Genomic DNA, 21,114 nt, shown 5'->3' with positions numbered 1-21,114 from the left:
GCCTACGGCTTGTGTAGGCCGGGTAAGGCGAAGCCGCCACCCGGCTTTTTACATCACTGGTCAGCCGTCTTATCAAAACGACCCAGCACCTCGCGTTCATACGCCAGCGCTTTTTTACGGTCGAATTTGTGTTCCCACTTGGCGATAACCAGCACCGCCAGCGCATTACCCACCACGTTCAGCGCCGTACGCGCCATGTCGAGGATACGGTCCACACCCGCGATAAAGGCCAGGCCTTCCAGCGGAATGCCTACGCTGCCCAGCGTCGCCAGCAGCACCACGAACGAAACGCCCGGTACGCCTGCGATGCCTTTAGACGTCACCATCAGGGTCAGCACCAGGACGATCTCCTGCCACAGCGACAGGTCAATGCCGTACAGCTGCGCAATAAAGATAGCGGCGATGCTCTGGTACAGCGTGGAACCATCCAGGTTAAAGGAGTAACCGGTCGGCACCACGAAGCTGGTGATCGACGCTGGCGCACCGTAGGCTTCCATCTTCTCAATAATACGCGGCAGCACGCTCTCAGAGCTTGCCGTGGAGTAGGCCAGAATCAGCTCATCTTTCAGGATACGAATCAGGATCCAGATGCTCAGCCCACACAGACGCGCCACAATTCCCAGCACCACCAGCGCAAAGAACAGGATGGCAAAGTGCACCAGGAGCACCAGCTTCGCCAGCGGCCAGAGGGAGGCAAAACCGAAGTTCGCCACGGTGACGGCGATAAGCGCAAACACCCCTACCGGCGCGTAACGCATCACCATGTGGGTCACTTTAAACATGGTTTCGGAGATCGAGCGGAACACGGTCACCAGCGGTTCGCGGTGCGTCGCGGGCAGTGAAGAGAGCCCCAGACCAAACAGGACCGAGAAGAAGATAATAGGCAGCATCTCGCCCTTCGCCATCGACGCCACGATGTTGGTCGGTACCAGAGAAAGGATCGTGCCCATCAGGCCGTGTGCATGGCTTTGCACGTCAGCGGTCGTACTTTGGTATTTCGAAATATCCACCGTCGCCAGCTGCGACATATCAATCCCGGAACCCGGCTGGAACACGTTCGCCAGGGTAATACCGAGAATGATCGCAACCGTAGTGATCACTTCGAAATAGATAATGGTTTTCGCACCAATACGGCCTAACTGCTTCGCATCGCCGACGCCTGCAATACCCACCACCAGCGTCGAGATCACAATCGGTACTACGATCATCTTGATCAGGTGAATAAAGATATCCCCTGCCGGTGAAAGCAGGTTCGCAATCAGCCAGTCGCGGCTGTCGCTGTGATAGTGGAGGTAACTGCCCAGCAGGATGCCCAGCACAAGGGCGATTAAGATCTGCCAGGCCAGGCTGACTTTAACGTTTTTCATAGAAACTGACTTCCTCAATGAAGCGCCTTATTCACTTAAACTGCATGAATATGGGGACATACTGAAAGGGTATGAATTGTGTTGCGTCGATTTATGGGATTTTTTAACGCGGCGTATGAGTATCATTTGCGCGGCCTGTTGCGCAAGCCTTAAAGAACGACGCATTTCACTCGTAAAAGCGTCTGTGACGGGAGTTTCTCCTGATTCTAATAAATAACCTTTTGTTATAAAAAACCTTTTTTAAACATAAATGTGAATAATCGTCAGCATAAATTATTTTCCTTCAAAGTTTCATTCGCTCATTTTTCAACCTGTTCAAACAATGCGTGATCTGTCGCCCAAATAATAAACAAAGCTTGTAAAGCCCCTACTCTTAACGTTTTTGCGACATATTATTAACATCTTACAAGGAGAAAAAAAGCCATGAGCCAAATACACAAACATGACATTCCCGCAAACATTGCGGACCGTTGCCTGATCAACCCGGAGCAGTACCACGAGAAATATCAGCAATCTATTACCGCCCCGGACACCTTCTGGGGTGAGCAGGGCCATATCCTTGACTGGATCAAACCTTATCAGAAGGTAAAGAACACCTCCTTTGCGCCCGGTAACGTCTCCATTAAATGGTATGAAGATGGCACGCTGAACCTGGCGGCAAACTGTCTGGACCGTCACCTTGCCGCGCGCGGGAACGAGACGGCGATTATCTGGGAAGGCGATGATGCCTCGCAGAGCAAACACATTACCTATAAAGAACTGCACCGCGACGTGTGCCGCTTTGCCAACGTCCTGCTGGATAAAGGCATTAAAAAAGGCGACGTGGTCGCTATCTATATGCCGATGGTGCCGGAAGCGGCGGTGGCCATGCTGGCCTGTGCGCGTATCGGCGCGATTCATTCCGTTATTTTCGGTGGGTTCTCGCCAGAGGCGGTTGCGGGTCGTATTGTCGATTCAAGCTCAAAACTGGTGATCACCGCCGATGAAGGCGTGCGCGCAGGACGCAGTATCCCCCTGAAGAAAAACGTCGACGAAGCGCTGAAAAACCCGAACGTCAACACGGTCAGCAACGTCATCGTCCTTAAGCGTACCGGCGGCAAAATCGACTGGCACGAGGGGCGCGACCTGTGGTGGAGCGACCTGATTGAAAAGGCGAGCGACCAGCATCAGCCGGAAGAGATGAACGCGGAAGATCCGCTCTTCATTCTTTATACCTCTGGCTCAACCGGCAAACCGAAAGGCGTGCTGCACACCACCGGCGGTTATCTGGTCTACGCGGCCACTACCTTCAAATACGTCTTCGACTACCACCCGGGCGACATCTACTGGTGTACCGCCGACGTGGGCTGGGTCACCGGACACAGCTACCTGCTGTACGGTCCGCTGGCCTGTGGCGCCACCACGCTGATGTTTGAAGGCGTGCCGAACTGGCCGACCCCGGCGCGTATGTGCCAGGTGGTCGACAAACACCAGGTCAACATTCTCTACACCGCACCAACGGCCATCCGCGCGTTAATGGCGGAAGGCGACAAAGCCATCGAAGGCACGGACCGTTCTTCATTGCGCATCCTCGGCTCCGTGGGTGAGCCAATCAACCCGGAAGCCTGGGAGTGGTACTGGAAGAAAATCGGCAACGAGAAATGCCCGGTCATGGACACCTGGTGGCAGACCGAAACCGGCGGCTTTATGATCACCCCGATGCCGGGCGCCACGCAGCTGAAAGCGGGCTCGGCAACCCGTCCGTTCTTCGGCGTACAGCCTGCGCTGGTGGATAACGAAGGCAACCCGCTGGAAGGGGCCACCGAAGGCAACCTGGTGATCACGGACTCGTGGCCGGGTCAGGCGCGTACCCTGTTCGGCGATCACGATCGCTTCGAGCAGACCTACTTCTCGACCTTTAAAAACATGTACTTCAGCGGCGACGGCGCGCGTCGTGATGAAGATGGCTATTACTGGATCACCGGACGCGTGGACGACGTGCTGAACGTCTCCGGCCACCGTCTGGGCACCGCGGAGATTGAATCGGCGCTGGTGTCGCATCCGAAGATTGCCGAAGCCGCCGTTGTCGGCATTCCGCACAACATCAAGGGCCAGGCAATTTACGCTTACGTCACCCTGAACCACGGGGAAGAGCCGTCGCCAGAGCTCTATGCTGAGGTGCGCAACTGGGTGCGTAAAGAGATTGGCCCGCTGGCGACGCCGGACGTGCTGCACTGGACCGACTCGCTGCCGAAAACCCGCTCCGGCAAAATCATGCGCCGTATCTTGCGCAAAATCGCGGCAGGGGACACCAGCAACCTCGGTGATACCTCAACGCTCGCGGATCCTGGCGTGGTGGAAAAACTGCTCGAAGAGAAGCAGGCCATCGCAATGCCTTCCTAGTGTTTTCTCCCTCTCCCCTCACCCTCTCCCCATAGGGGAGAGGGGATAAAAACAAACCAACCTTACCTTTGGAGACTCTGTGATGAATGACCATATTTGTCAGCAGATAGAGAATAGTGCGCACTACAGGGAGCTCGTCGATAAGCGGCAACGGTTTGCCTTCACCCTTTCCATCATCATGCTGATTATCTATGTCGGCTTTATTCTGCTGATCGCCTTTGCGCCGCACTGGCTGGGCACCCCGCTGCACGAGGGCACCAGCGTGACGCGCGGTATTCCCATTGGCATTGGCGTCATCGTGATTTCATTTGTGCTGACCGGTGTTTACGTCTGGCGCGCGAACGGTGAATTCGATCGCCTTAATAAAGCGGTACTGCAAGAGGTAAAAGCATCATGAAGAGAATTCTGACGGCGCTCGCCGCCACGCTTCCCTTTGCCGCCCACGCGGCAGATGCGATTACCGGCGAGGTACAGCGCCAGCCAACCAACTGGCAGGCGATTGTGATGTTCCTGATTTTCGTGGTGCTGACGCTGTACATCACTTACTGGGCGTCGAAACGCGTGCGCTCCCGTAACGATTACTACACCGCAGGCGGCAACATTACCGGCTTCCAGAACGGGCTGGCGATTGCGGGTGACTTTATGTCCGCCGCCTCGTTCCTCGGGATCTCCGCGCTGGTCTACACCTCCGGCTATGACGGCCTGATTTACTCCCTCGGCTTCCTCGTCGGCTGGCCGATCATTCTGTTCCTGATTGCCGAGCGCCTGCGCAATCTGGGCCGCTACACCTTCGCCGACGTGGCCTCCTATCGCCTGAAGCAGGGACCGATTCGCACCCTCTCCGCCTGCGGTTCGCTGGTGGTGGTGGCGCTGTACCTGATTGCGCAGATGGTGGGCGCGGGTAAACTGATCCAACTGCTGTTCGGCCTGAACTACCACATCGCGGTGGTGCTGGTGGGCGTGCTGATGGTGATGTACGTGCTGTTCGGCGGCATGCTGGCGACGACCTGGGTGCAGATCATCAAAGCCGTGCTGCTGCTGTTCGGCGCCAGCTTTATGGCCTTTATGGTGATGAAGCACGTCGGGTTCAGCTTCAATAACCTGTTCACTGAAGCCATGGCGGTCCACCCGAAAGGGGAAGCCATCATGAGCCCGGGCGGGCTGGTGAAAGACCCGATATCGGCCCTGTCGCTCGGTCTGGGCCTGATGTTTGGTACCGCAGGCTTACCGCATATCCTGATGCGCTTCTTCACCGTGAGCGACGCGCGTGAAGCGCGCAAGAGCGTCTTCTACGCCACCGGCTTCATGGGTTACTTTTATATCCTGACCTTTATTATCGGCTTTGGCGCGATCATGCTGGTGGGGGCAAACCCGGCGTTTAAAGATGCCGCGGGCGCGCTGATTGGCGGCAATAACATGGCGGCGGTGCATCTGGCCGACGCGGTGGGCGGCAACCTGTTCCTCGGCTTTATCTCCGCCGTGGCCTTCGCCACCATTCTTGCGGTGGTTGCGGGTTTAACGCTGGCCGGGGCGTCGGCGGTTTCGCATGACCTCTACGCCAACGTCTTCCGCAAAGGCGCGAGCGAGCGCGATGAGCTGAAGGTTTCTAAAATCACCGTGCTGGTGCTGGGCGTCGTGGCGATCCTGCTGGGCATTCTGTTCGAGAAGCAGAACATCGCCTTTATGGTGGGGCTGGCCTTCTCCATCGCGGCAAGCTGTAACTTCCCGATCATCCTGCTCTCCATGTACTGGTCGAAACTGACCACCCGTGGCGCGATGATTGGCGGCTGGCTGGGGCTGCTGACGGCGGTGATCCTGATGATTCTGGGCCCAACCATCTGGGTGCAGATCCTCGGTCACGAAAGCGCTATCTTCCCGTACGAGTACCCGGCGCTGTTCTCCATTGCCGTGGCGTTTATCGGTATCTGGGTCTTCTCGGCTACCGACAACTCGCCGGAGGGTAACCTGGAGCGTGAGAAATTCCGCGCCCAGTTTATTCGTTCACAAACCGGTCTTGGCGTTGAGCAGGGCCGCGCGCACTAAACCTTTCTCCCCGGCCGCTCTGGCCGGGGAGTTCAAAACATCATCCACGCCACCAGCGGTGCAACCAGCACCATCGTCACGCCCGAGAGCATCATCACCAGGCTTGCGACAACCCCCTCCTGCTGACCGAGTTCATACGAACGCGCCGTCCCCGCGCCGTGCGACGCCGCGCCAAACCCCGCGCCTTTGGCCATCCCTTCCCGGATGGAAAGCCGCAGAAAGAGCATATCGCCCACCGCCATCCCAAAGACGCCCGTCACCACCACAAACAGCGCCACCAGGTCCGGCTGTCCGCCGAGCGGTTTCGCCGCCGCGAGCGCAAACGGCGTGGTCACCGAGCGCACGGCCAGGCTGCGCTGAATTTCGTCGGGCAGCGTAAACAGTCTCGCCAGCCAGACGGAGCTACAGACCGCGACCACCGTGGCGGTGATGACGCCTGCGCTGAGCGACATCCAGTGGCGCCTGATAATCGCCAGGTTGTCGTAAACGGGCACGGCAAAGGCGATGGTCGCCGGGCCGAGCAGCCACAGCAGCCAGTGGGATTCACCAATGTAGTTCTGCCAGGAGATATGGCCGAAGACCAGCATCAGCACCAGCAGGATCGGCGTGAAGACCAGCGGCATCAGCGGCAGCGCATGAAACCGGCGATACAGCCGCTTGTTGGCAAAGTAGATCGCCAGCGTCGCGATCAGGCACAAAACGCTGATCTGAAAGTTAGTCATGTTTGTGCCTGCTGATTTCAAAGCGATACACTTTATCCACCACCCAGGCGGTCGCTCCCAGCACCATCAGCGTACTCAGCGCGATCACCGCGAAGATGCGCCAGCCGTCCACCATCAACAGCTGCGCATAGTTCACCACCGCCACCACGGCAGGCACAAAGAACAGCAGCATCTCCGCCAGCAGCCAGCGCGCCCCGGCGCGCACCCAGTTAAGGGGGATCACGCGACAGAGGATGAGCGTCAACATCAGCAGCATCCCCACCAGGTTGGCAGGCAGCGGCAGGTGGAGCCAGCCGACAAGATATTCGGCGAAAACAAACAGTCCCGCGTAGAGCAGTACCTGAACCGGGACCTGGAGTCGTTGCACAACGGCAGGCGTAACACGGCTTAACGCCACGGCCATGGGGGTTTTCCTCAAAAATGAGACGAGGCGCCAGTATAGTGAGCGCACGGTATGGACTGAAATGAATTAAAATCATCACAGGTATAGTTTCGAGGAATAATCATGGACATAAGAACGCTGCGCTATTTTGTCGAAGTGGTTCGCCAGCAAAGTTTTACCCGCGCAGCGGAGAAGTTGTTTGTTACCCAGCCCACCATCAGCAAGATGCTGAAAAACCTCGAAGATGAACTTAACTGTACCCTGCTGATCCGCGACGGGCGCAAGCTGCTGCTGACCGACACCGGACGCGTGGTGTTCGAACGCGGGCTGGCCATTCTGGCGGAGTTCCGCCAGCTGGAAGCGGAGCTGGACGATATTAATCATCTGACCAAAGGGGTGCTTCGCCTCGGCATTCCACCGATGGTGGGGATGATGATGGCCGGGCCGATCGGCCTGTTTCGCCAGCGCTATCCTGGCGTAGAGCTGAAGATTTCGGAGTTTGGTGGCTTAACCGTCCAGCAGGCCGTCACTAACGGCGAGCTCGACGTGGCCATGACCGCCCTCCCCGTTGAGGAAGAGAGCGGCCTGGCGACGCTTCCGCTCTTTAGCCACCCGCTGTGCGTGCTGGTTCCCCGCTCCGGCGACTGGCTGAAAAGGGACGCGGTGAAGCCTGAGCTGCTCGGCGAACACCCTCTGCTGATCTACAACGAAGACTTCGCTCTTAGCCGCCAGCTAATGACGCTGTTTAACCAACATAACGTCAAGCCGCGCATCGCGGTGCGCAGCGGTCAGTGGGATTTCCTGGCCGCGATGGTGCAGGCGGGCGTGGGGATTGCCATTCTGCCGCAGCCGATTTGCGAGCGTCTGGACAAAAACACGCTGCGCTGGATCCCGCTGGAGAGCGATCTGCACTGGCAGTTAGGGATGATCTGGCGTGAAGGGGTCTATTTGTCGCAGAGCGCGCAGGCGTGGCTGCAGTGTTGTGAGGGGTTTTGGGTGCGGTCTGAATAGTGCCCGGTGGCGCTGCGCTTACCGGGCCTACGTTCGAACCGTAGGCCGGGTAAGGCGAAGCCGCCACCCGGCAAAACAGCGCTACTGATTCTCTATCAACAGCGCTTCCAGCAGGTCCAGATCGTGCAGCAGCTTTTGCAGCGTCTCGTTGCTGATCTGGCGCGTGGCGCGCAGGTGATACAGTTCGGCACGCTCTGAGCGCAGCGCGGCCAGACGGAACCGGCGTTCCAGGTTCTCCTCCTGCAGCGAGCTTTCTACATCGTTACGCCCGTCCGCGCGGCGACGCAGGTTACCAATTACGCGGGAACTCACCTCCGTCAGCAGCTGATTGTCGATGTTCTCTTCCGCATCCGCGGCCAGGCGCTCTTCCATTTTCTGGATGGCGACAATCGCCACTTCGGCGGTGGCCGCACGCGCAATACGCTCTTCCTTGTGCTGCTGGGTCGAATCGCCAACATCAATATGCTGGAGCAAAATCGGCAGCATAATCACGCCGACGAACAGGGAGAACAGAATCACCCCCGCCGCCAGGAACACCAGTTCGTAACGCGCCGGGAAGACATCGCCCGTCGGCAGCAGCAGCGGAATGGAGAGCACACCGGCGAGGGTTATCGCCCCGCGTACGCCCGCAAAAGAGGCGATCAGCAGCTCACGCGTTGTCCACGAGCCGAACTCCATCGGTTTTTTCTTCAGGAAGCGGACGCTGAAGTTTTTCATCGTCCACAGCCAGCCGAAACGCACCAGCATCAGCGCCAGGTAGATCAGCACGATGTCGGTAAACAGCATCCAGACCTCAACGTTCGGATCGGCCTCCGCCGCCACCAGCGAGGATTCCATAATGCCCGGCAGCTGCAGGCCCAACAGCAGGAACACCATGCCGTTAAAGACAAACTCCAGCATCGCCCAGGTGCTGTTGGCACGCAGGCGCATCGCCAGCGGCGCGCGGCGCATCACGCCGGAGCGGGTGATGGTCATCCCTGCCGCGACCGCGGCCAGAATGCCCGACACGCCGATATGTTCGGCAATCAGATAAGAGGCGAACGGCAGCAGGAACAGCAGTACGATCTGCGTCGCGGGTTCATCGCCGCCCCAGCGGCTGAGGAAGCGCAATGAGCGGCCGTACAGCCAGCTCACCACGAAGCCCGCGAGAATACCGCCGATGGCTACCTTAAAGAACTCCAGCGTCGCGCCGCCGACGGTAAAGACCATCGTGCCCATCGCAACGGCCACGGCAAACTTCAGAGCAACCAGGCCGGAGGCGTCATTCATCAGCGCCTCACCCTGTAAAATCCCCATGATTTTCTTCGGAATGCGGCCTTCGCCCACAATGCCGGACAGCGCCACGGCATCGGTTGGCGACAGCACGGCGGCCAGCGCAAAGGCAGGAATTAACGGGATACCCGGTACCGTCCAGTAGATCAGGAAACCAATCCCGACGACGGTGACCACCACCAGCGCAAGCGCCAGGCCGAAGATCTCTCGCCCGTGCTCAAGGAACTCGCGCGTGGGCGTTTTCCAGCCATCGGCAAACAGCAGTGGCGGGATGAACAGCACGAGGAACAGTTCGGGGTCAAATTCCACGTGCAGGCCAAACGTTGGCCACGCCAGCAGCGCGCCGATGGCAATTTGCATTAATGGCAGGGGGACCTGAAAGGGCAGTACGCGTGTAACCACCCCGGATAGCGAGACCACAAGGGTCATGATGAGTATTGTGAAGAAGATTTCCATGCGTTCCCTGTTTGCTGTGTTGCTTATGTACTCCGGAAGGCGTCGTGCCTTTTATTCTATCTTCCCCAGAGTAACGCAAAAGGCAACAGGATGAGTCCTGAAAATAAAAACGGGCGGCCTGAGCCACCCGTTTTCGCATCAAAGGACAACTCAGATTGCCCAGCCGCCCGCGTAAAACGCCACCAGCGCAACGGCAATCACAACGGTGCCAACGTTCAGCTTGCGCCATTCACCGGAGACCAGACGACCAATCACCAGCGACGCGAAGCCGATCATAATGCCGGTCACGATGTTACAGGTCAGCACGATGAAGACCGCGGTAATCAGGCCAGACATCGCGTCAACGAAATCCGCAAAGTCGATTTTCGCCACGTTGCTCAGCATCAGCAGGCCAACGTACATCAGCGCTGGCGCGGTCGCGTACGCCGGAACCAGATAGGAGAGCGGGGAGAGGAACAGGATCAGCATGAACAGCACGCCCACGGTGATCGCCGTCAGGCCGGTTTTACCGCCCGCCGCCGTACCCGCTGCGGACTCGATGTACACCGCCGCAGGCGCTGCGCCCACCAGGCCCGAGAAGACGCTGCTCAGGGAGTCCGTAGTCAGCGCTTTGCCGCCGTCAATAATCTGACCGTCTTTATCCAGCAGGTTCGCCTGACCGGCCACCGCACGAATGGTACCGGTCGCGTCAAACACGGCGGTCATCACCAGCGCCAGCACGCTTGGCAGGATCACCGGGTTGAGCGCGCCAACGATATCGAGGCTGCCAATCAGAGAGTTGCCTTTGTCATCGCTCAGCGACGGCATGGCGAAAATGCCGGAGAAGTGGACGTTCGGATCGAAAATCAGGCCCACAATGGACACGCCGATAATGGTCAGCAGAATGCCGCCCGGGACTTTCAGTTTTTCCAGACCGATAATCACCGCCAGGCCGATCAGTGACATGATCACCGGGAAGCTGGCGAAGTGGCCCAGCGCAACCGGCAGGCCGTCGAGCGGGTTCTTGATAACCAGACCGACGCCATTGGCGGCGATCAGCAGCAGGAACAGGCCGATACCGATGCCGGTACCGTGCGCCACGCCCTGCGGCAGGTTGCGCAAGATCCAGCTACGGATGCCGGTCGCTGAAATAACGGTAAACAGCACACCCATCAGGAACACGGCGCCCAGCGCAACCGGTACGCTGATGTGCTGGCCCAGCACCAGGCTGAACGCGGTAAACGCGGTCAGGGAGATGGCGCAACCAATCGCCAGCGGCAGGTTCGCCCACAGGCCCATCACGATAGAGCCCACGCCGGCCACAAGGCAGGTCGCCACAAAGACAGCCGCTGGCGGGAAGCCCGCTTTGCCCAGCATACCCGGCACAACGATGACGGAATAAACCATCGCCAGAAACGTTGTCAAACCGGCAACGATTTCCTGGCGCACGGTGCTGCCGCGGGCCGAAATTTTAAACATGGCGTCAAGTGAACCGCCAGTACGCGCAGATGGCGTAGACATAGAAAACATCCCCTGAGAGTTTTTTAGGAAGTCCGTAAGCGAGGTGGAGACGCCACTGCCAGCTAAACGTCAAATCCTTGTGTTGCGTTTGCGACGAAAGGGCGTCACATAAAAAGCAAACGTTTAGCTCCGCGCTTACAAACGGGTGGTCAAATTAAGGCAAACGATTATCTAGCCTAATCCCCGCCCTTTTCAACTGAACTTTATCGTTTTTCGCTAAAATTCCCTTATGACGCTGAAGAAATAAACAGAGGATGCGCAAACGTTATCGTCTATGCGCAATTTGTTTACATTTCAATCCTCACCCGGAATGGATAACGGTCCCCCTTGTGTCAGGGTTCGTTGCCAGCCGGGGCTGTTTTCAACTTTCGTTTTCCATGCCTGACTATGCGGCAGGTTGTCGATACCGCCGCGCGCCAGCAGGGCAAAGATCGGGAAGCTCATTTGAATGTCGGCCATGCTGAGCGAATCCCCGGCAAACCAGCTGTTTTTAGCAAGGTGCGACTCAATAAAGCGCGCATGGGTTTCCAGCTGGCGGTTAAGGTACGCTTTCTGCACCCCCTGCCCAAGCGCTTTGCCCAGGGTTCGGATACCAAACGGCACCGGCGGCTTGCCGAGACTGCTGAAGACCAGCTTCATTAGCAGCAGCGGCATCAGCGATCCTTCCGCGTAGTGCAGCCAGAAGCGATACTGCACCTTATGCGCCGGATCTAAAGGCTTAAGCCGCGACTCGGCATCGTATGTTTCCTGCAGATACTCGAGAATGGCGCCAGACTCCGCGAGGATCAGCCCGTTATCTTCGATGACCGGCGATTTGCCCAACGGATGCACCTTTTTGAGAGCCTCCGGCGCAAGCATGTTCTTTTCGCGCTGATAGTGAACGATCTCATAAGGCAGACCGAGTTCTTCCAGCGCCCAGATCACGCGGTGCGAGCGCGACTGGTTAAGGTGGTGTACCGTGAGCATGGTTTTCTCCTGTTATTCATACTTTTTAACTATAGAAAATCGAACAACACCGCGAAAAAAATTCGGCTAAAAACCGGTCAGCGACGCTGGCGAAAAAACGGGTCTTGCATAGAATTAAAGTGTCAGCACAATCCGGAACCTCCCCAACCAGCTCGACATGAGGGGTGCTGACGTCGGGGGAAACCCTCCCGTGAACCAGCGGGATAGAGAGAAAGACAAAGACCGGGAAAAACTAAAGCGCCCTTTGTGGCGCTTTAGTTCTTTATTGTGCGGGGTTTTGCCGGGTGGCGGCTGCGCCTTACCCGGCCTACATTTGACGGTTTGGTAGGCCGGGTAAGCGAAGCGCCACCCGGCGAATGGGCTACACGCACGCTCAATCCTCTTCCAGCAACCGCGCTCCCGTCCCCTGTTCGCCCAGTTTGTCGCCGGGGTTACGCAACGGGCAGTCGCTGCGCGACAGGCAGCCGCAGCCGATACAACCGTCCAGCTCATCACGCAGCGCGACCAGCGTATGGATACGCCTGTCCAGCTCTTCTCGCCACTGGGATGAAAGCTCTTTCCACTCTTTCGGGCTCAGCGTATGCCCTTCCGGCAGCACGCCAAATGCCTCGCCAATGGTAGCCAGGGGAATGCCGATTCGTTGCGCAATTTTGATAATCGCCACGTAGCGGAGCACGTCGCGGGTATAGCGACGCTGGTTGCCGCCGTTGCGGATGCTTTTAATTAACCCTTTGCTTTCATAGAAGTGGAGCGCCGATACCGCAACGCCGCTTCGCTTTGCCACTTCGCCGGGGGTTAACAGCGCTTTAATGCGCGGCAATCTCTTTTCCATAAAACCTCTTTACCTCAAGTTAACTTGAGGAATTATACTCCCCCGCAGAGAAAACGACGAATCAACCGAGAAAGTTGTATCTACAGAGGGGCAACCTTATGTCGCATCAGCAGATTATTCAGACGCTTATTGAATGGATTGACGATCATATCGACCAACCGTTGAACATTGATGTGGTCGCGAAAAAGTCGGGCTATTCGAAATGGTATTTACAGAGAATGTTCCGCACGGTCATGCACCAGACGCTGGGTGAGTACATTCGTCAGCGCAGGCTGCTGCTGGCGGCGCAGGCGCTACGCTCAACGCAGCGGCCGATTTTTGATATCGCGATGGATCTTGGCTATGTGTCGCAACAAACCTTTTCCCGCGTGTTTCGCCGCGAGTTTGACCGCACGCCGAGCGACTATCGCCACCAGTTGAATTAATTACTCTCAGTGCAAAGGTTGCTGCTGCCAGGTCATAAATTCCTGGGGCGGCATCGCTTTCGCGAAGTGCCATCCCTGACAAAACTGGACGCCGCGCTTCAACAGCCAGCTCACCTGCTCTGCCGTCTCGACCCCTTCCGCAATGGTTTTCAGCCGCAGGCTTTGCGCCATCTCGATAATATGCTCGGCGATCAGGTGGCTGGTGCTGTTGGTCGTTAAGGTATCGATAAACGATTTATCGATTTTCAGAATATCGACGTTCAGCGAGTAGAGGTTGTGCAGGTTCGAATAGCCGGTACCGAAATCATCGATCGCCACTTCATACCCCGCCTGACGGAAAGCCTGAATCACCGGCGTGGTTTTAGGCACATCGATAAAACCGCGTTCCGTCACTTCAATTTTGATTTGCTGCGCGCGGACGGCGTAGTGGCGAGCCTTCTCAGAAATCATGGCGATCAGCCGCGAGGAGTGGAAATCCGTGGCCGACAGGTTAATCGAAATATAGAGATGCGGATGCTCGGCCAGGAAATGGCCCAAATCGCTGAACACTTCCTCAACGACGTAATCCGTAATCCGCTCGCTCATCCCCTCATTTTCAGCCAGCGGAATAAACTCAGCCGGGCTCATCACCTGTCCGTTAAAACCCGGCCAGCGTAACAACGCCTCCGCGCCGACACACCGGTTGTTCTTGATATCAATAATCGGTTGATAGTGCACGCAAAGCTGGCGTTTGTTCAGCGCCCGGTGCAGTAAACGCCCCGGCGAATTAAGCTCACGATGAGTACGGGACCAGACCAACAAAATAATAATGCTGCAGATCATGCCCAGCGGCAGCGTTAATGTCGCCTGATGATAAAGCGTTTCATAAAAGCGTTTATTCGATGTCGACACGATGGCCGCAATCGGTCTTTTAGGGGATGTGACGATCGTATAAAAGCGGTTATCTTTTTGAAATACCGATTCCTTATCCCGAATCAGCGAATTTAATAACGAAACGTTGGCTTTCTGACTGACGGAAAAGAAAGCATTGGTTACCGTGTCGTAAACCCCCCACGAGAGAGAATGATCCGCGGACATGACTTCGCTGTATGAAAGTGGATTAACGACCACTACATAATTTCCGCGCTGCATATATGTCATTTTATAGCCAGTATAAAATGGGGTGTCGCGATAATAATAGATAGCGACGTCAGGTTTTCGCGTGTAATTAGCGACGGGTATGGCGTAGGGTTGATCCGGTGTAAAAACGGTCGAACAAAGAAAATTCTGACCTTCAGCGTAAATTAAATCGGCAACAAACAGGCGACCACGAACAACGTTCAACATATATTGACGGTGTCCCGGGGTACAGAGCTCGCCCCAATATTTTTCTGCCTCGTCCCGGGCCAGATCAACCTGTTGTATAACCAGCTCAGTTTTGTCTAAAGCCAGTTCAGCAAATGTCCGTAGCTGGGCGCTTGTTTCAGACACGGCTCTTAGCTGGGCAAACCATAGCGCAAGCATCACCGGCAGCATAACTACCATGATGATCCCTACCACTCTGAGCATCTTGCGCCGCGCGCTACGATTCATTTCCCGCCCTATATCCCTGCATGTTGTACGCCTGTAGTAATGAAGGCCGGATGCTGTGTTAAACAGGTGATTACGTTGCATGAATCATGCGAAGTTAGCAACTGACTTTTCGTATTAAAAATCTTAAATTTCGTTATGACGATAATATTTTCCCGTAAGTGAAACTGTAAGTATTCGTTCCGTTTCAATTAAGGAAAATAATTATCCAGCCCTCGAGGACGGAGGGAAGATAACACAACAGACGATCGTTGATTAAGCCAAACTTCTGGCAGCATGAAAAAAGCGCACCTTTATCATGACGTTTTATGCTATTTACTGTGGGGCATTGTGTGCGTTGATTTATAAATAATCAGTCTTCGCCGCACTATTTTATGATTCGACTGAGCCCCCTCTTATAAAAACCGAATTTGAGGTATCACCACTAGCCCGATGGACGTTTCCGGCACGCTGGGGGGCGCCTCCTCGCGCGCCGAAGGCAGGGCCAGCCTGCACACACTCTTTACCTGAGGAATAAAAACCGTTTTTTGATCGCACAGACACTGGCGAATAAATCAACAAATGTGATATAGTTCACACATATTCTGTAACGAGAAACACCGTTTCATTCAGGTCGTCTGTTTTGTAGAGGATGGGTTTATGGCAACCATTACTACCAGCATGGTTCTCCTGCGCTGGCCTTTGTTGAGTGCGGTACTGATGTTTTTGGCCAGCACGCTGAACATTCAGTTTCGTAAATCTGACTACGCGGGTCTCGCTGTCATCAGCACGCTGTTGGGGCTGGGTGCAGCATGTTGGTTTGCAACGGGGTTGCTTGGCATTACCCTGCTGGATATCGCCGCCGTCTGGGAAAATATCAAAGTGGTGATGGTTGAAGCGATGAGCCACACGCCACCAGACTGGCCAATGGTGATTACCTGATCCCTTTATGGAATAAAAAAACCCAGACGATGTCTGGGTTTTTTGTTTGAAGGACGCACAAATCAGAACGGAATGTCGTCGTCGAAATCCATTGGCGGTTCGTTAGACGGCGCCGGAGCAGACTGCTGCTGCGGACGAGACTGCGCGCCGCCGCTGAACTGGTTGCCGCCCTGTGGCTGCTGAGGCTGACCCCAACCGCCCTGCTGCTGGCCGCCACCTGCTGGTGCGCCACCGCCCTGACGGCCACCCAGCATCTGCATGGTGCCGCCGACGTTAACCACGACTTCAGTGGTGTACTTCTCAGCACCGGACTGATCGGTCCATTTGCGGGTACGCAGCTGGCCTTCGATATAGACCTGAGAACCTTTACGCAGATACTCACCGGCCACTTCTGCCAGTTTGCCAAACAGCACAACGCGGTGCCATTCGGTCTGCTCTTTCATCTCACCGGTCGCTTTATCACGCCAGGATTCGGAAGTAGCCAGCGTAATGTTGGCAACTGCGCCACCACTCGGCATGTAGCGTACTTCCGGGTCCTGGCCCAGATTACCGACGAGAATCACCTTGTTTACGCCTCTGCTGGCCATGTTCGTGTCTCCTGAATACGTTTCTTAATAGTGTAAACGCGCGAGTGTACCATTTCCACGCTGCATTTTGATAGCTGCGAGATGGATTCCAGAGTTCTCGTGCGAACATAACATTGTTACACAGTCCGTCAGAAAATGCATTCCAATACTGTATATTCAAACAGGTCAAATTGTGTCATAATTAGCCGTTTCTGACAGCCGTTTGTCCTTCAAACAAACCAGGCAATCCGTGTTCCAACCGGGAAAGGTGAATGGATAAGATCGAAGTTCGGGGCGCCCGCACCCACAATCTCAAGAATATCAACCTCATAATCCCTCGCGACAAACTCATTGTCGTGACCGGGCTTTCGGGGTCTGGCAAATCCTCACTGGCTTTCGACACTCTGTATGCCGAAGGACAGCGTCGTTACGTTGAATCGCTCTCGGCGTACGCGCGTCAGTTCCTGTCGCTGATGGAAAAACCGGATGTCGACCACATTGAAGGGTTGTCTCCTGCTATCTCTATTGAACAGAAGTCCACGTCGCATAACCCGCGCTCCACGGTCGGTACCATTACTGAAATCCATGACTACCTGCGTCTGCTGTATGCCCGCGTGGGTGAGCCGCGCTGCCCGGACCACGACGTCCCGCTGGCGGCACAGACCGTGAGCCAGATGGTGGATAACGTGCTGTCGCAGCCGGAAGGCAAACGCCTGATGCTGCTGGCGCCAATCATTAAAGAGCGTAAGGGCGAACACACCAAAACGCTGGAGAACCTGGCAAGCCAGGGCTATATCCGCGCCCGTATTGACGGCGAGGTGTGTGACCTGTCCGACCCACCCAAGCTGGAACTGCAGAAGAAGCACACCATTGAGGTGGTGATTGACCGCTTTAAGGTGCGTGACGATCTCGCCACGCGTCTTGCAGAATCGTTTGAAACGGCGCTGGAGCTCTCCGGCGGCACGGCCGTGGTTTCCGACATGGACGACCCGCAGGCGGAAGAGCTGCTCTTCTCCGCCAACTTTGCCTGCCCGATTTGCGGCTACAGCATGCGCGAGCTGGAACCGCGCCTGTTCTCGTTTAACAACCCGGCGGGCGCCTGCCCGACCTGTGACGGTCTGGGCGTCCAGCAGTATTTCGACCCGGACCGCGTGATCCAGAATCCGGAGCTGTCGCTGGCGGGTGGCGCCATTCGCGGCTGGGACAAGCGTAACTTCTATTACTTCCAGATGCTGAAGTCGCTGGCGGAGCACTACAAGTTCGACGTGGAAGCGCCGTGGGCGAGCCTGAGCCCGAACGTACACAAAGTGATCCTGTTCGGTTCTGGCAAAGAGAACATCGAGTTCAAGTATATGAACGATCGCGGCGATACCTCCGTGCGTCGCCACCCGTTCGAAGGGGTGCTGCACAATATGGAGCGCCGCTACAAAGAGACCGAATCCAGCGCGGTGCGCGAGGAGCTGGCGAAGTTCATCAGCAACCGCTCCTGCGCCACCTGCGAGGGCACGCGCCTGCGTCGCGAAGCGCGCCACGTGTTCGTGGAAAATACGGCGCTGCCGACCATCTCAGACATGAGCATCGGCCACGCGATGGACTTCTTCAATAACCTGAAGCTGTCCGGCCAGCGCGCCAAAATTGCTGAAAAAGTCTTGAAAGAGATTGGCGATCGCCTGAAGTTCCTGGTGAACGTCGGCCTGAACTACCTGACGCTTTCACGCTCGGCAGAAACGCTCTCCGGCGGTGAAGCCCAGCGTATTCGTCTGGCGAGCCAGATTGGTGCGGGCCTGGTGGGCGTGATGTACGTGCTCGATGAGCCGTCCATCGGCCTGCACCAGCGCGACAACGAGCGCCTGCTCGGCACCCTGGTTCACCTGCGTAACCTCGGTAACACGGTGATCGTGGTGGAGCACGACGAAGACGCGATCCGCGCCGCAGACCACGTGATCGACATTGGCCCGGGCGCTGGCGTGCACGGCGGCCAGGTGGTGGCGGAAGGCACGCTGAAGGACATTATGGCGGTGCCCGAGTCGCTGACCGGCCAGTACATGAGCGGCAAGCGCAAGATTGAAGTACCAAAACAGCGCGTGGCGGCGAACCCGGAAAAAGTGCTGAAGCTGACCGGCGCGCGCGGCAACAACCTGAAAGACGTTACCCTGACGCTGCCGGTGGGCCTGTTTACCTGCATTACCGGCGTGTCCGGTTCCGGTAAGTCGACGCTGATCAACGATACGCTGTTCCCGATTGCGCAGACGGCGCTGAACGGCGCGACGCTGGCCGAACCTGCACCGTACCGTGACATTCAGGGGCTGGAACATTTCGATAAGGTTATCGATATCGACCAGAGCCCGATTGGCCGTACGCCACGCTCTAACCCGGCAACCTATACCGGTGTTTTCACGCCCGTACGTGAACTGTTTGCCGGTGTGCCGGAAGCGCGTTCACGCGGCTACACGCCAGGCCGTTTCAGCTTTAACGTGCGCGGCGGCCGCTGTGAAGCCTGCCAGGGCGACGGCGTGATCAAGGTTGAGATGCACTTCCTGCCGGATATCTACGTGCCGTGCGACCAGTGCAAAGGCAAGCGCTATAACCGCGAAACGCTGGAGATTAAGTACAAGGGCAAGACCATCCACGAAGTGCTGGATATGACCATCGAAGAGGCGCGTGAGTTCTTTGACGCCGTCCCTGCGCTGGCGCGTAAGCTGCAGACGCTGATGGACGTCGGCCTGACCTACATTCGTCTGGGGCAGTCCGCCACGACGCTGTCCGGCGGTGAAGCGCAGCGCGTGAAGCTGGCGCGCGAGCTGTCAAAACGCGGTACCGGCCAGACGCTGTATATCCTGGATGAGCCGACCACCGGTCTGCACTTTGCCGACATCCAGCAACTGCTGGACGTGCTGCATCAGCTGCGCGATCAGGGCAACACCATCGTGGTCATCGAGCATAACCTGGACGTGATTAAAACCGCGGACTGGATTGTCGATCTTGGCCCGGAAGGCGGCAGCGGCGGCGGTGAAATCCTCGTCTCCGGTACGCCAGAGACCGTTGCAGAGTGCGAAGCCTCGCACACCGCGCGCTTCCTTAAACCGTTGCTGTAATTGTCACACGGAGAGTTGCTGTCGGGTCGTTTCCGGCAGCAGCTCAACCGCCTGCTGATAGGACGCGTCCACCAGGTAGTAAATTTGCGAGCCTGGAATCGATCCATCCAGATAGACGGTGCTCCAGTGCGCCTTATTGAGGTGCTGGCTCGGCCTCACGTCATCATGCTGCTGACGCAGTAAATCCGCCAGTTCAGGGCTGGTTTTCAGCGACGCCGCCGGACGGCCCTCTACCTCTTTCACCATCGCAAACAGCACATCCCCCACCTTAACCTGCGTGGCTTTCCAGTCGCTATGGACGCTCTGCTCCGCGCCGGGTTTGCTCATGCAGTACTGAAGTATCTCCGAAATTGTCATCTTTATTCCCCTTGTAGCGTGGCGATAATTTTACGCGAACCACCGTGAATGCGATGCTCTCCCAGCCAGATCCCCTGCCACGTGCCCAACAGCAGCCGTCCGTTGTGGACCGGCAGCATCAGCGATACGCCCAGCAGGGAAGATTTGATATGCGAAGGCATATCGTCCGCCCCCTCATAGTCATGCTCGTAGGGCGCGTTGTCCGGGACGCTCTTCAGAAAATGACGCTCCATGTCAGACCGGACGGTGGGATCGCAATTTTCATTCAGCGTGAGAGAGGCTGACGTGTGCTGAAGCAGCAGATGCAGCAAACCCGTTTTGACCCGCGACAGGTCGCGGAGCTGCCCGATGACTTCATCCGTCACCAGGTGAAAACCGCGTGGTTTAGCGCTTAAGGTCAGGGTCTGTTGGTACCACATCTGCTGCTCCGTAATGAAAGATGAATCTTTCTAAGTGTGCAGCAAGAAGGCGAAAGGTAAAACCCGCAGCAGCGAGATTTGATTAAAAAAGAGTCAAACTCGCTGCCAGAGGCTTAATACTCCGAGTTGACGATCACCTCTTCACCAAACTTTCCGGCCATCGGCAGCGGTCGATAGGTCGAGTTAGACGCGCGTAACACCCTGATCCCTCTGGCACCAGCATCCTGCGCGGCGGTAATGTCGTTATCCGAATCGCCATAAAACACTTTGATGTTTTTCTTTTCCAGCCACTGGATTTTGGTGTTTTGCCCCTCTTTGTCACCCGCAAAAATGACCGGATTCATATTGGCAGCCGGGATCTGGAAATCGTCCTGCAGTGTTCTGGAGACGGTTTCCGTTTTGGTCTGGCTACGGCCGGTAACGAAGTAAATGCTGTCACCGCGCTTAACGTGCATAGCAATAAGCGCCCGGGCGACCTCTTTCGGGATGCTGTACTCGTCCCAGCCGTTATTCATTTTTTCCCAGAACTCCGGATTCTTCAGATACGCTTCGCTGTCCGGTGAATACATTTTTTTGCCGCGCCAGAAGCCAGGGCTTGAGAACAGCACGGTATCGTCAATGTCGAAGCCCACGGCCATTGGCGCGCGTCCCATCAGGCTGTTTTCGATTTGGGCCACGGAGACCCAGTGAATGGGCGCCTGCTCGGCAAGCATGGCGGCGGTGGTGCCGGTGTAAAGCGGCGTCGGCGCCGAGGCACGTGCGACGACGGCGCTATTAAGTGAGAACAATAAGCAGGCGGCGCTGAGCGCCAGTGTGATCTTGCGCATGT

The 21,114-nt window shown here is 56.6% G+C and carries 19 protein-coding genes; 7 read left to right on the top strand and 12 right to left on the bottom strand.

Features of this window, described 5'->3' with window-relative positions:
- Nucleotides 1-53: 53 nt before the first annotated feature.
- The gene (gene gltP / locus ACHH0Z_RS20175) at nt 54-1,367 is read right to left on the bottom strand and encodes a glutamate/aspartate:proton symporter GltP (RefSeq protein WP_008503398.1); all 1,314 of its coding nucleotides are present in this window, start codon (nt 1,365-1,367) and stop codon (nt 54-56) included.
- A gap of 423 nt (nt 1,368-1,790) precedes the next feature.
- Between gltP and acs the strand changes: the two genes are divergently transcribed.
- The 3 genes from acs (at nt 1,791) to actP (ending at nt 5,792) form a co-directional block, all read left to right on the top strand.
- The gene (acs, locus tag ACHH0Z_RS20170) at nt 1,791-3,749 is read left to right on the top strand and encodes an acetate--CoA ligase (protein WP_008503397.1); all 1,959 of its coding nucleotides are present in this window, start codon (nt 1,791-1,793) and stop codon (nt 3,747-3,749) included.
- Between the two features lie 82 nt (nt 3,750-3,831).
- Nucleotides 3,832-4,146 (top strand): DUF485 domain-containing protein, encoded by a 315-nt coding sequence (locus ACHH0Z_RS20165; RefSeq protein ID WP_008503396.1) that lies wholly within the window; start codon nt 3,832-3,834, stop codon nt 4,144-4,146.
- On the top strand, nt 4,143-5,792 hold the full coding sequence (gene actP / locus ACHH0Z_RS20160; protein WP_039024675.1) for a cation/acetate symporter ActP: 1,650 nt from the start codon (nt 4,143-4,145) through the stop codon (nt 5,790-5,792). The genes ACHH0Z_RS20165 and actP overlap by 4 nt, the downstream gene beginning before the upstream one ends.
- Nucleotides 5,793-5,824: 32 nt before the next feature.
- On the opposite strand, the gene ACHH0Z_RS20155 is transcribed toward actP, so the two are convergent.
- The gene (locus tag ACHH0Z_RS20155) at nt 5,825-6,514 is read right to left on the bottom strand and encodes an LrgB family protein (protein WP_023293512.1); all 690 of its coding nucleotides are present in this window, start codon (nt 6,512-6,514) and stop codon (nt 5,825-5,827) included.
- Complete coding sequence (locus tag ACHH0Z_RS20150; protein ID WP_021242769.1) at nt 6,507-6,917, bottom strand: CidA/LrgA family protein; 411 nt, start codon at nt 6,915-6,917, stop codon at nt 6,507-6,509. The genes ACHH0Z_RS20155 and ACHH0Z_RS20150 overlap by 8 nt, the downstream gene beginning before the upstream one ends.
- Before the next feature lie 102 nt (nt 6,918-7,019).
- Here ACHH0Z_RS20150 and ACHH0Z_RS20145 point away from each other — a divergent pair, with 102 nt between their 5' ends.
- Nucleotides 7,020-7,907 carry a LysR family transcriptional regulator gene (locus tag ACHH0Z_RS20145; protein ID WP_021242768.1) on the top strand — a complete coding sequence of 296 codons (888 nt, stop codon included), beginning with the start codon at nt 7,020-7,022 and terminating at the stop codon, nt 7,905-7,907.
- Between the two features lie 81 nt (nt 7,908-7,988).
- Here ACHH0Z_RS20145 and ACHH0Z_RS20140 read toward each other — a convergent pair whose 3' ends face one another.
- The 4 genes from ACHH0Z_RS20140 to soxR all read right to left on the bottom strand — a co-directional run bounded on the left by ACHH0Z_RS20140 (nt 7,989) and on the right by soxR (nt 12,933).
- Complete coding sequence (locus ACHH0Z_RS20140) at nt 7,989-9,635, bottom strand: Na+/H+ antiporter (protein ID WP_008503391.1); 1,647 nt, start codon at nt 9,633-9,635, stop codon at nt 7,989-7,991.
- 150 nt (nt 9,636-9,785) lie between these two features.
- Entirely contained in the window at nt 9,786-11,135 is a 1,350-nt protein-coding gene (ghxP, locus tag ACHH0Z_RS20135) for a guanine/hypoxanthine transporter GhxP (RefSeq protein WP_008503390.1), read from the bottom strand.
- A 294-nt stretch (nt 11,136-11,429) separates the two neighbouring features.
- Nucleotides 11,430-12,101 (bottom strand): glutathione S-transferase family protein, encoded by a 672-nt coding sequence (locus tag ACHH0Z_RS20130; RefSeq protein ID WP_021242766.1) that lies wholly within the window; start codon nt 12,099-12,101, stop codon nt 11,430-11,432.
- Nucleotides 12,102-12,474: 373 nt separating this feature from the next.
- Nucleotides 12,475-12,933, bottom strand: a complete 459-nt coding sequence (soxR, locus tag ACHH0Z_RS20125; protein WP_008503388.1) for a redox-sensitive transcriptional activator SoxR — start codon at nt 12,931-12,933, stop codon at nt 12,475-12,477.
- 98 nt (nt 12,934-13,031) lie between these two features.
- Here soxR and soxS point away from each other — a divergent pair, with 98 nt between their 5' ends.
- Nucleotides 13,032-13,358 (top strand): superoxide response transcriptional regulator SoxS, encoded by a 327-nt coding sequence (gene soxS, locus ACHH0Z_RS20120; protein ID WP_008503387.1) that lies wholly within the window; start codon nt 13,032-13,034, stop codon nt 13,356-13,358.
- A gap of 6 nt (nt 13,359-13,364) precedes the next feature.
- On the opposite strand, the gene ACHH0Z_RS20115 is transcribed toward soxS, so the two are convergent.
- Entirely contained in the window at nt 13,365-14,930 is a 1,566-nt protein-coding gene (locus tag ACHH0Z_RS20115; protein WP_045407259.1) for an EAL domain-containing protein, read from the bottom strand.
- A 636-nt stretch (nt 14,931-15,566) separates the two neighbouring features.
- Between ACHH0Z_RS20115 and ACHH0Z_RS20110 the strand changes: the two genes are divergently transcribed.
- On the top strand, nt 15,567-15,848 hold the full coding sequence (locus ACHH0Z_RS20110; RefSeq protein ID WP_008503385.1) for a YjcB family protein: 282 nt from the start codon (nt 15,567-15,569) through the stop codon (nt 15,846-15,848).
- Between the two features lie 62 nt (nt 15,849-15,910).
- Here the strand turns inward: ACHH0Z_RS20110 and ssb1 are convergent, their stop codons facing one another.
- The gene (gene ssb1 / locus ACHH0Z_RS20105) at nt 15,911-16,435 is read right to left on the bottom strand and encodes a single-stranded DNA-binding protein SSB1 (protein WP_008503384.1); all 525 of its coding nucleotides are present in this window, start codon (nt 16,433-16,435) and stop codon (nt 15,911-15,913) included.
- 251 nt (nt 16,436-16,686) lie between these two features.
- Here ssb1 and uvrA point away from each other — a divergent pair, with 251 nt between their 5' ends.
- Entirely contained in the window at nt 16,687-19,509 is a 2,823-nt protein-coding gene (gene uvrA / locus ACHH0Z_RS20100) for an excinuclease ABC subunit UvrA (protein ID WP_008503383.1), read from the top strand.
- A 3-nt stretch (nt 19,510-19,512) separates the two neighbouring features.
- Here the strand turns inward: uvrA and ACHH0Z_RS20095 are convergent, their stop codons facing one another.
- The 3 genes from ACHH0Z_RS20095 to aphA all read right to left on the bottom strand — a co-directional run bounded on the left by ACHH0Z_RS20095 (nt 19,513) and on the right by aphA (nt 21,112).
- The gene (locus ACHH0Z_RS20095) at nt 19,513-19,866 is read right to left on the bottom strand and encodes an MmcQ/YjbR family DNA-binding protein (RefSeq protein ID WP_008503382.1); all 354 of its coding nucleotides are present in this window, start codon (nt 19,864-19,866) and stop codon (nt 19,513-19,515) included.
- A 2-nt stretch (nt 19,867-19,868) separates the two neighbouring features.
- Nucleotides 19,869-20,285, bottom strand: a complete 417-nt coding sequence (locus ACHH0Z_RS20090) for a secondary thiamine-phosphate synthase enzyme YjbQ (protein ID WP_008503381.1) — start codon at nt 20,283-20,285, stop codon at nt 19,869-19,871.
- A gap of 113 nt (nt 20,286-20,398) precedes the next feature.
- A complete protein-coding gene (gene aphA / locus ACHH0Z_RS20085; protein WP_021242762.1) occupies nt 20,399-21,112 on the bottom strand; it encodes an acid phosphatase AphA in 714 nt (237 codons plus the stop codon).
- Between the last annotated feature and the right edge of the window lie 2 nt (nt 21,113-21,114).

Source organism: Enterobacter cloacae complex sp. 2024EL-00227 (genome assembly GCF_043945315.1).
GTDB classification, from domain to species: domain Bacteria; phylum Pseudomonadota; class Gammaproteobacteria; order Enterobacterales; family Enterobacteriaceae; genus Enterobacter; species Enterobacter roggenkampii.
This window is presented reverse-complemented; position numbering and strand designations above follow the sequence as displayed.

Coding starts and splice junctions, on each gene's coding strand:
- ACHH0Z_RS20150 (WP_021242769.1), bottom strand. CDS start 6,917: ATGGCCGTGGCGTTAAGCCGTGTTACGCCTGCCGTTGTGCAACGACTC.
- ACHH0Z_RS20155 (WP_023293512.1), bottom strand. CDS start 6,514: ATGACTAACTTTCAGATCAGCGTTTTGTGCCTGATCGCGACGCTGGCG.
- ACHH0Z_RS20095 (WP_008503382.1), bottom strand. CDS start 19,866: ATGACAATTTCGGAGATACTTCAGTACTGCATGAGCAAACCCGGCGCG.
- ACHH0Z_RS20110 (WP_008503385.1), top strand. CDS start 15,567: ATGGCAACCATTACTACCAGCATGGTTCTCCTGCGCTGGCCTTTGTTG.
- soxS (WP_008503387.1), top strand. CDS start 13,032: ATGTCGCATCAGCAGATTATTCAGACGCTTATTGAATGGATTGACGAT.
- aphA (WP_021242762.1), bottom strand. CDS start 21,112: ATGCGCAAGATCACACTGGCGCTCAGCGCCGCCTGCTTATTGTTCTCA.
- acs (WP_008503397.1), top strand. CDS start 1,791: ATGAGCCAAATACACAAACATGACATTCCCGCAAACATTGCGGACCGT.
- ACHH0Z_RS20130 (WP_021242766.1), bottom strand. CDS start 12,101: ATGCTCACGGTACACCACCTTAACCAGTCGCGCTCGCACCGCGTGATC.
- soxR (WP_008503388.1), bottom strand. CDS start 12,933: ATGGAAAAGAGATTGCCGCGCATTAAAGCGCTGTTAACCCCCGGCGAA.
- ghxP (WP_008503390.1), bottom strand. CDS start 11,135: ATGTCTACGCCATCTGCGCGTACTGGCGGTTCACTTGACGCCATGTTT.
- ACHH0Z_RS20090 (WP_008503381.1), bottom strand. CDS start 20,285: ATGTGGTACCAACAGACCCTGACCTTAAGCGCTAAACCACGCGGTTTT.
- ACHH0Z_RS20165 (WP_008503396.1), top strand. CDS start 3,832: ATGAATGACCATATTTGTCAGCAGATAGAGAATAGTGCGCACTACAGG.
- ssb1 (WP_008503384.1), bottom strand. CDS start 16,435: ATGGCCAGCAGAGGCGTAAACAAGGTGATTCTCGTCGGTAATCTGGGC.
- actP (WP_039024675.1), top strand. CDS start 4,143: ATGAAGAGAATTCTGACGGCGCTCGCCGCCACGCTTCCCTTTGCCGCC.
- ACHH0Z_RS20140 (WP_008503391.1), bottom strand. CDS start 9,635: ATGGAAATCTTCTTCACAATACTCATCATGACCCTTGTGGTCTCGCTA.
- uvrA (WP_008503383.1), top strand. CDS start 16,687: ATGGATAAGATCGAAGTTCGGGGCGCCCGCACCCACAATCTCAAGAAT.
- ACHH0Z_RS20115 (WP_045407259.1), bottom strand. CDS start 14,930: ATGAATCGTAGCGCGCGGCGCAAGATGCTCAGAGTGGTAGGGATCATC.
- gltP (WP_008503398.1), bottom strand. CDS start 1,367: ATGAAAAACGTTAAAGTCAGCCTGGCCTGGCAGATCTTAATCGCCCTT.
- ACHH0Z_RS20145 (WP_021242768.1), top strand. CDS start 7,020: ATGGACATAAGAACGCTGCGCTATTTTGTCGAAGTGGTTCGCCAGCAA.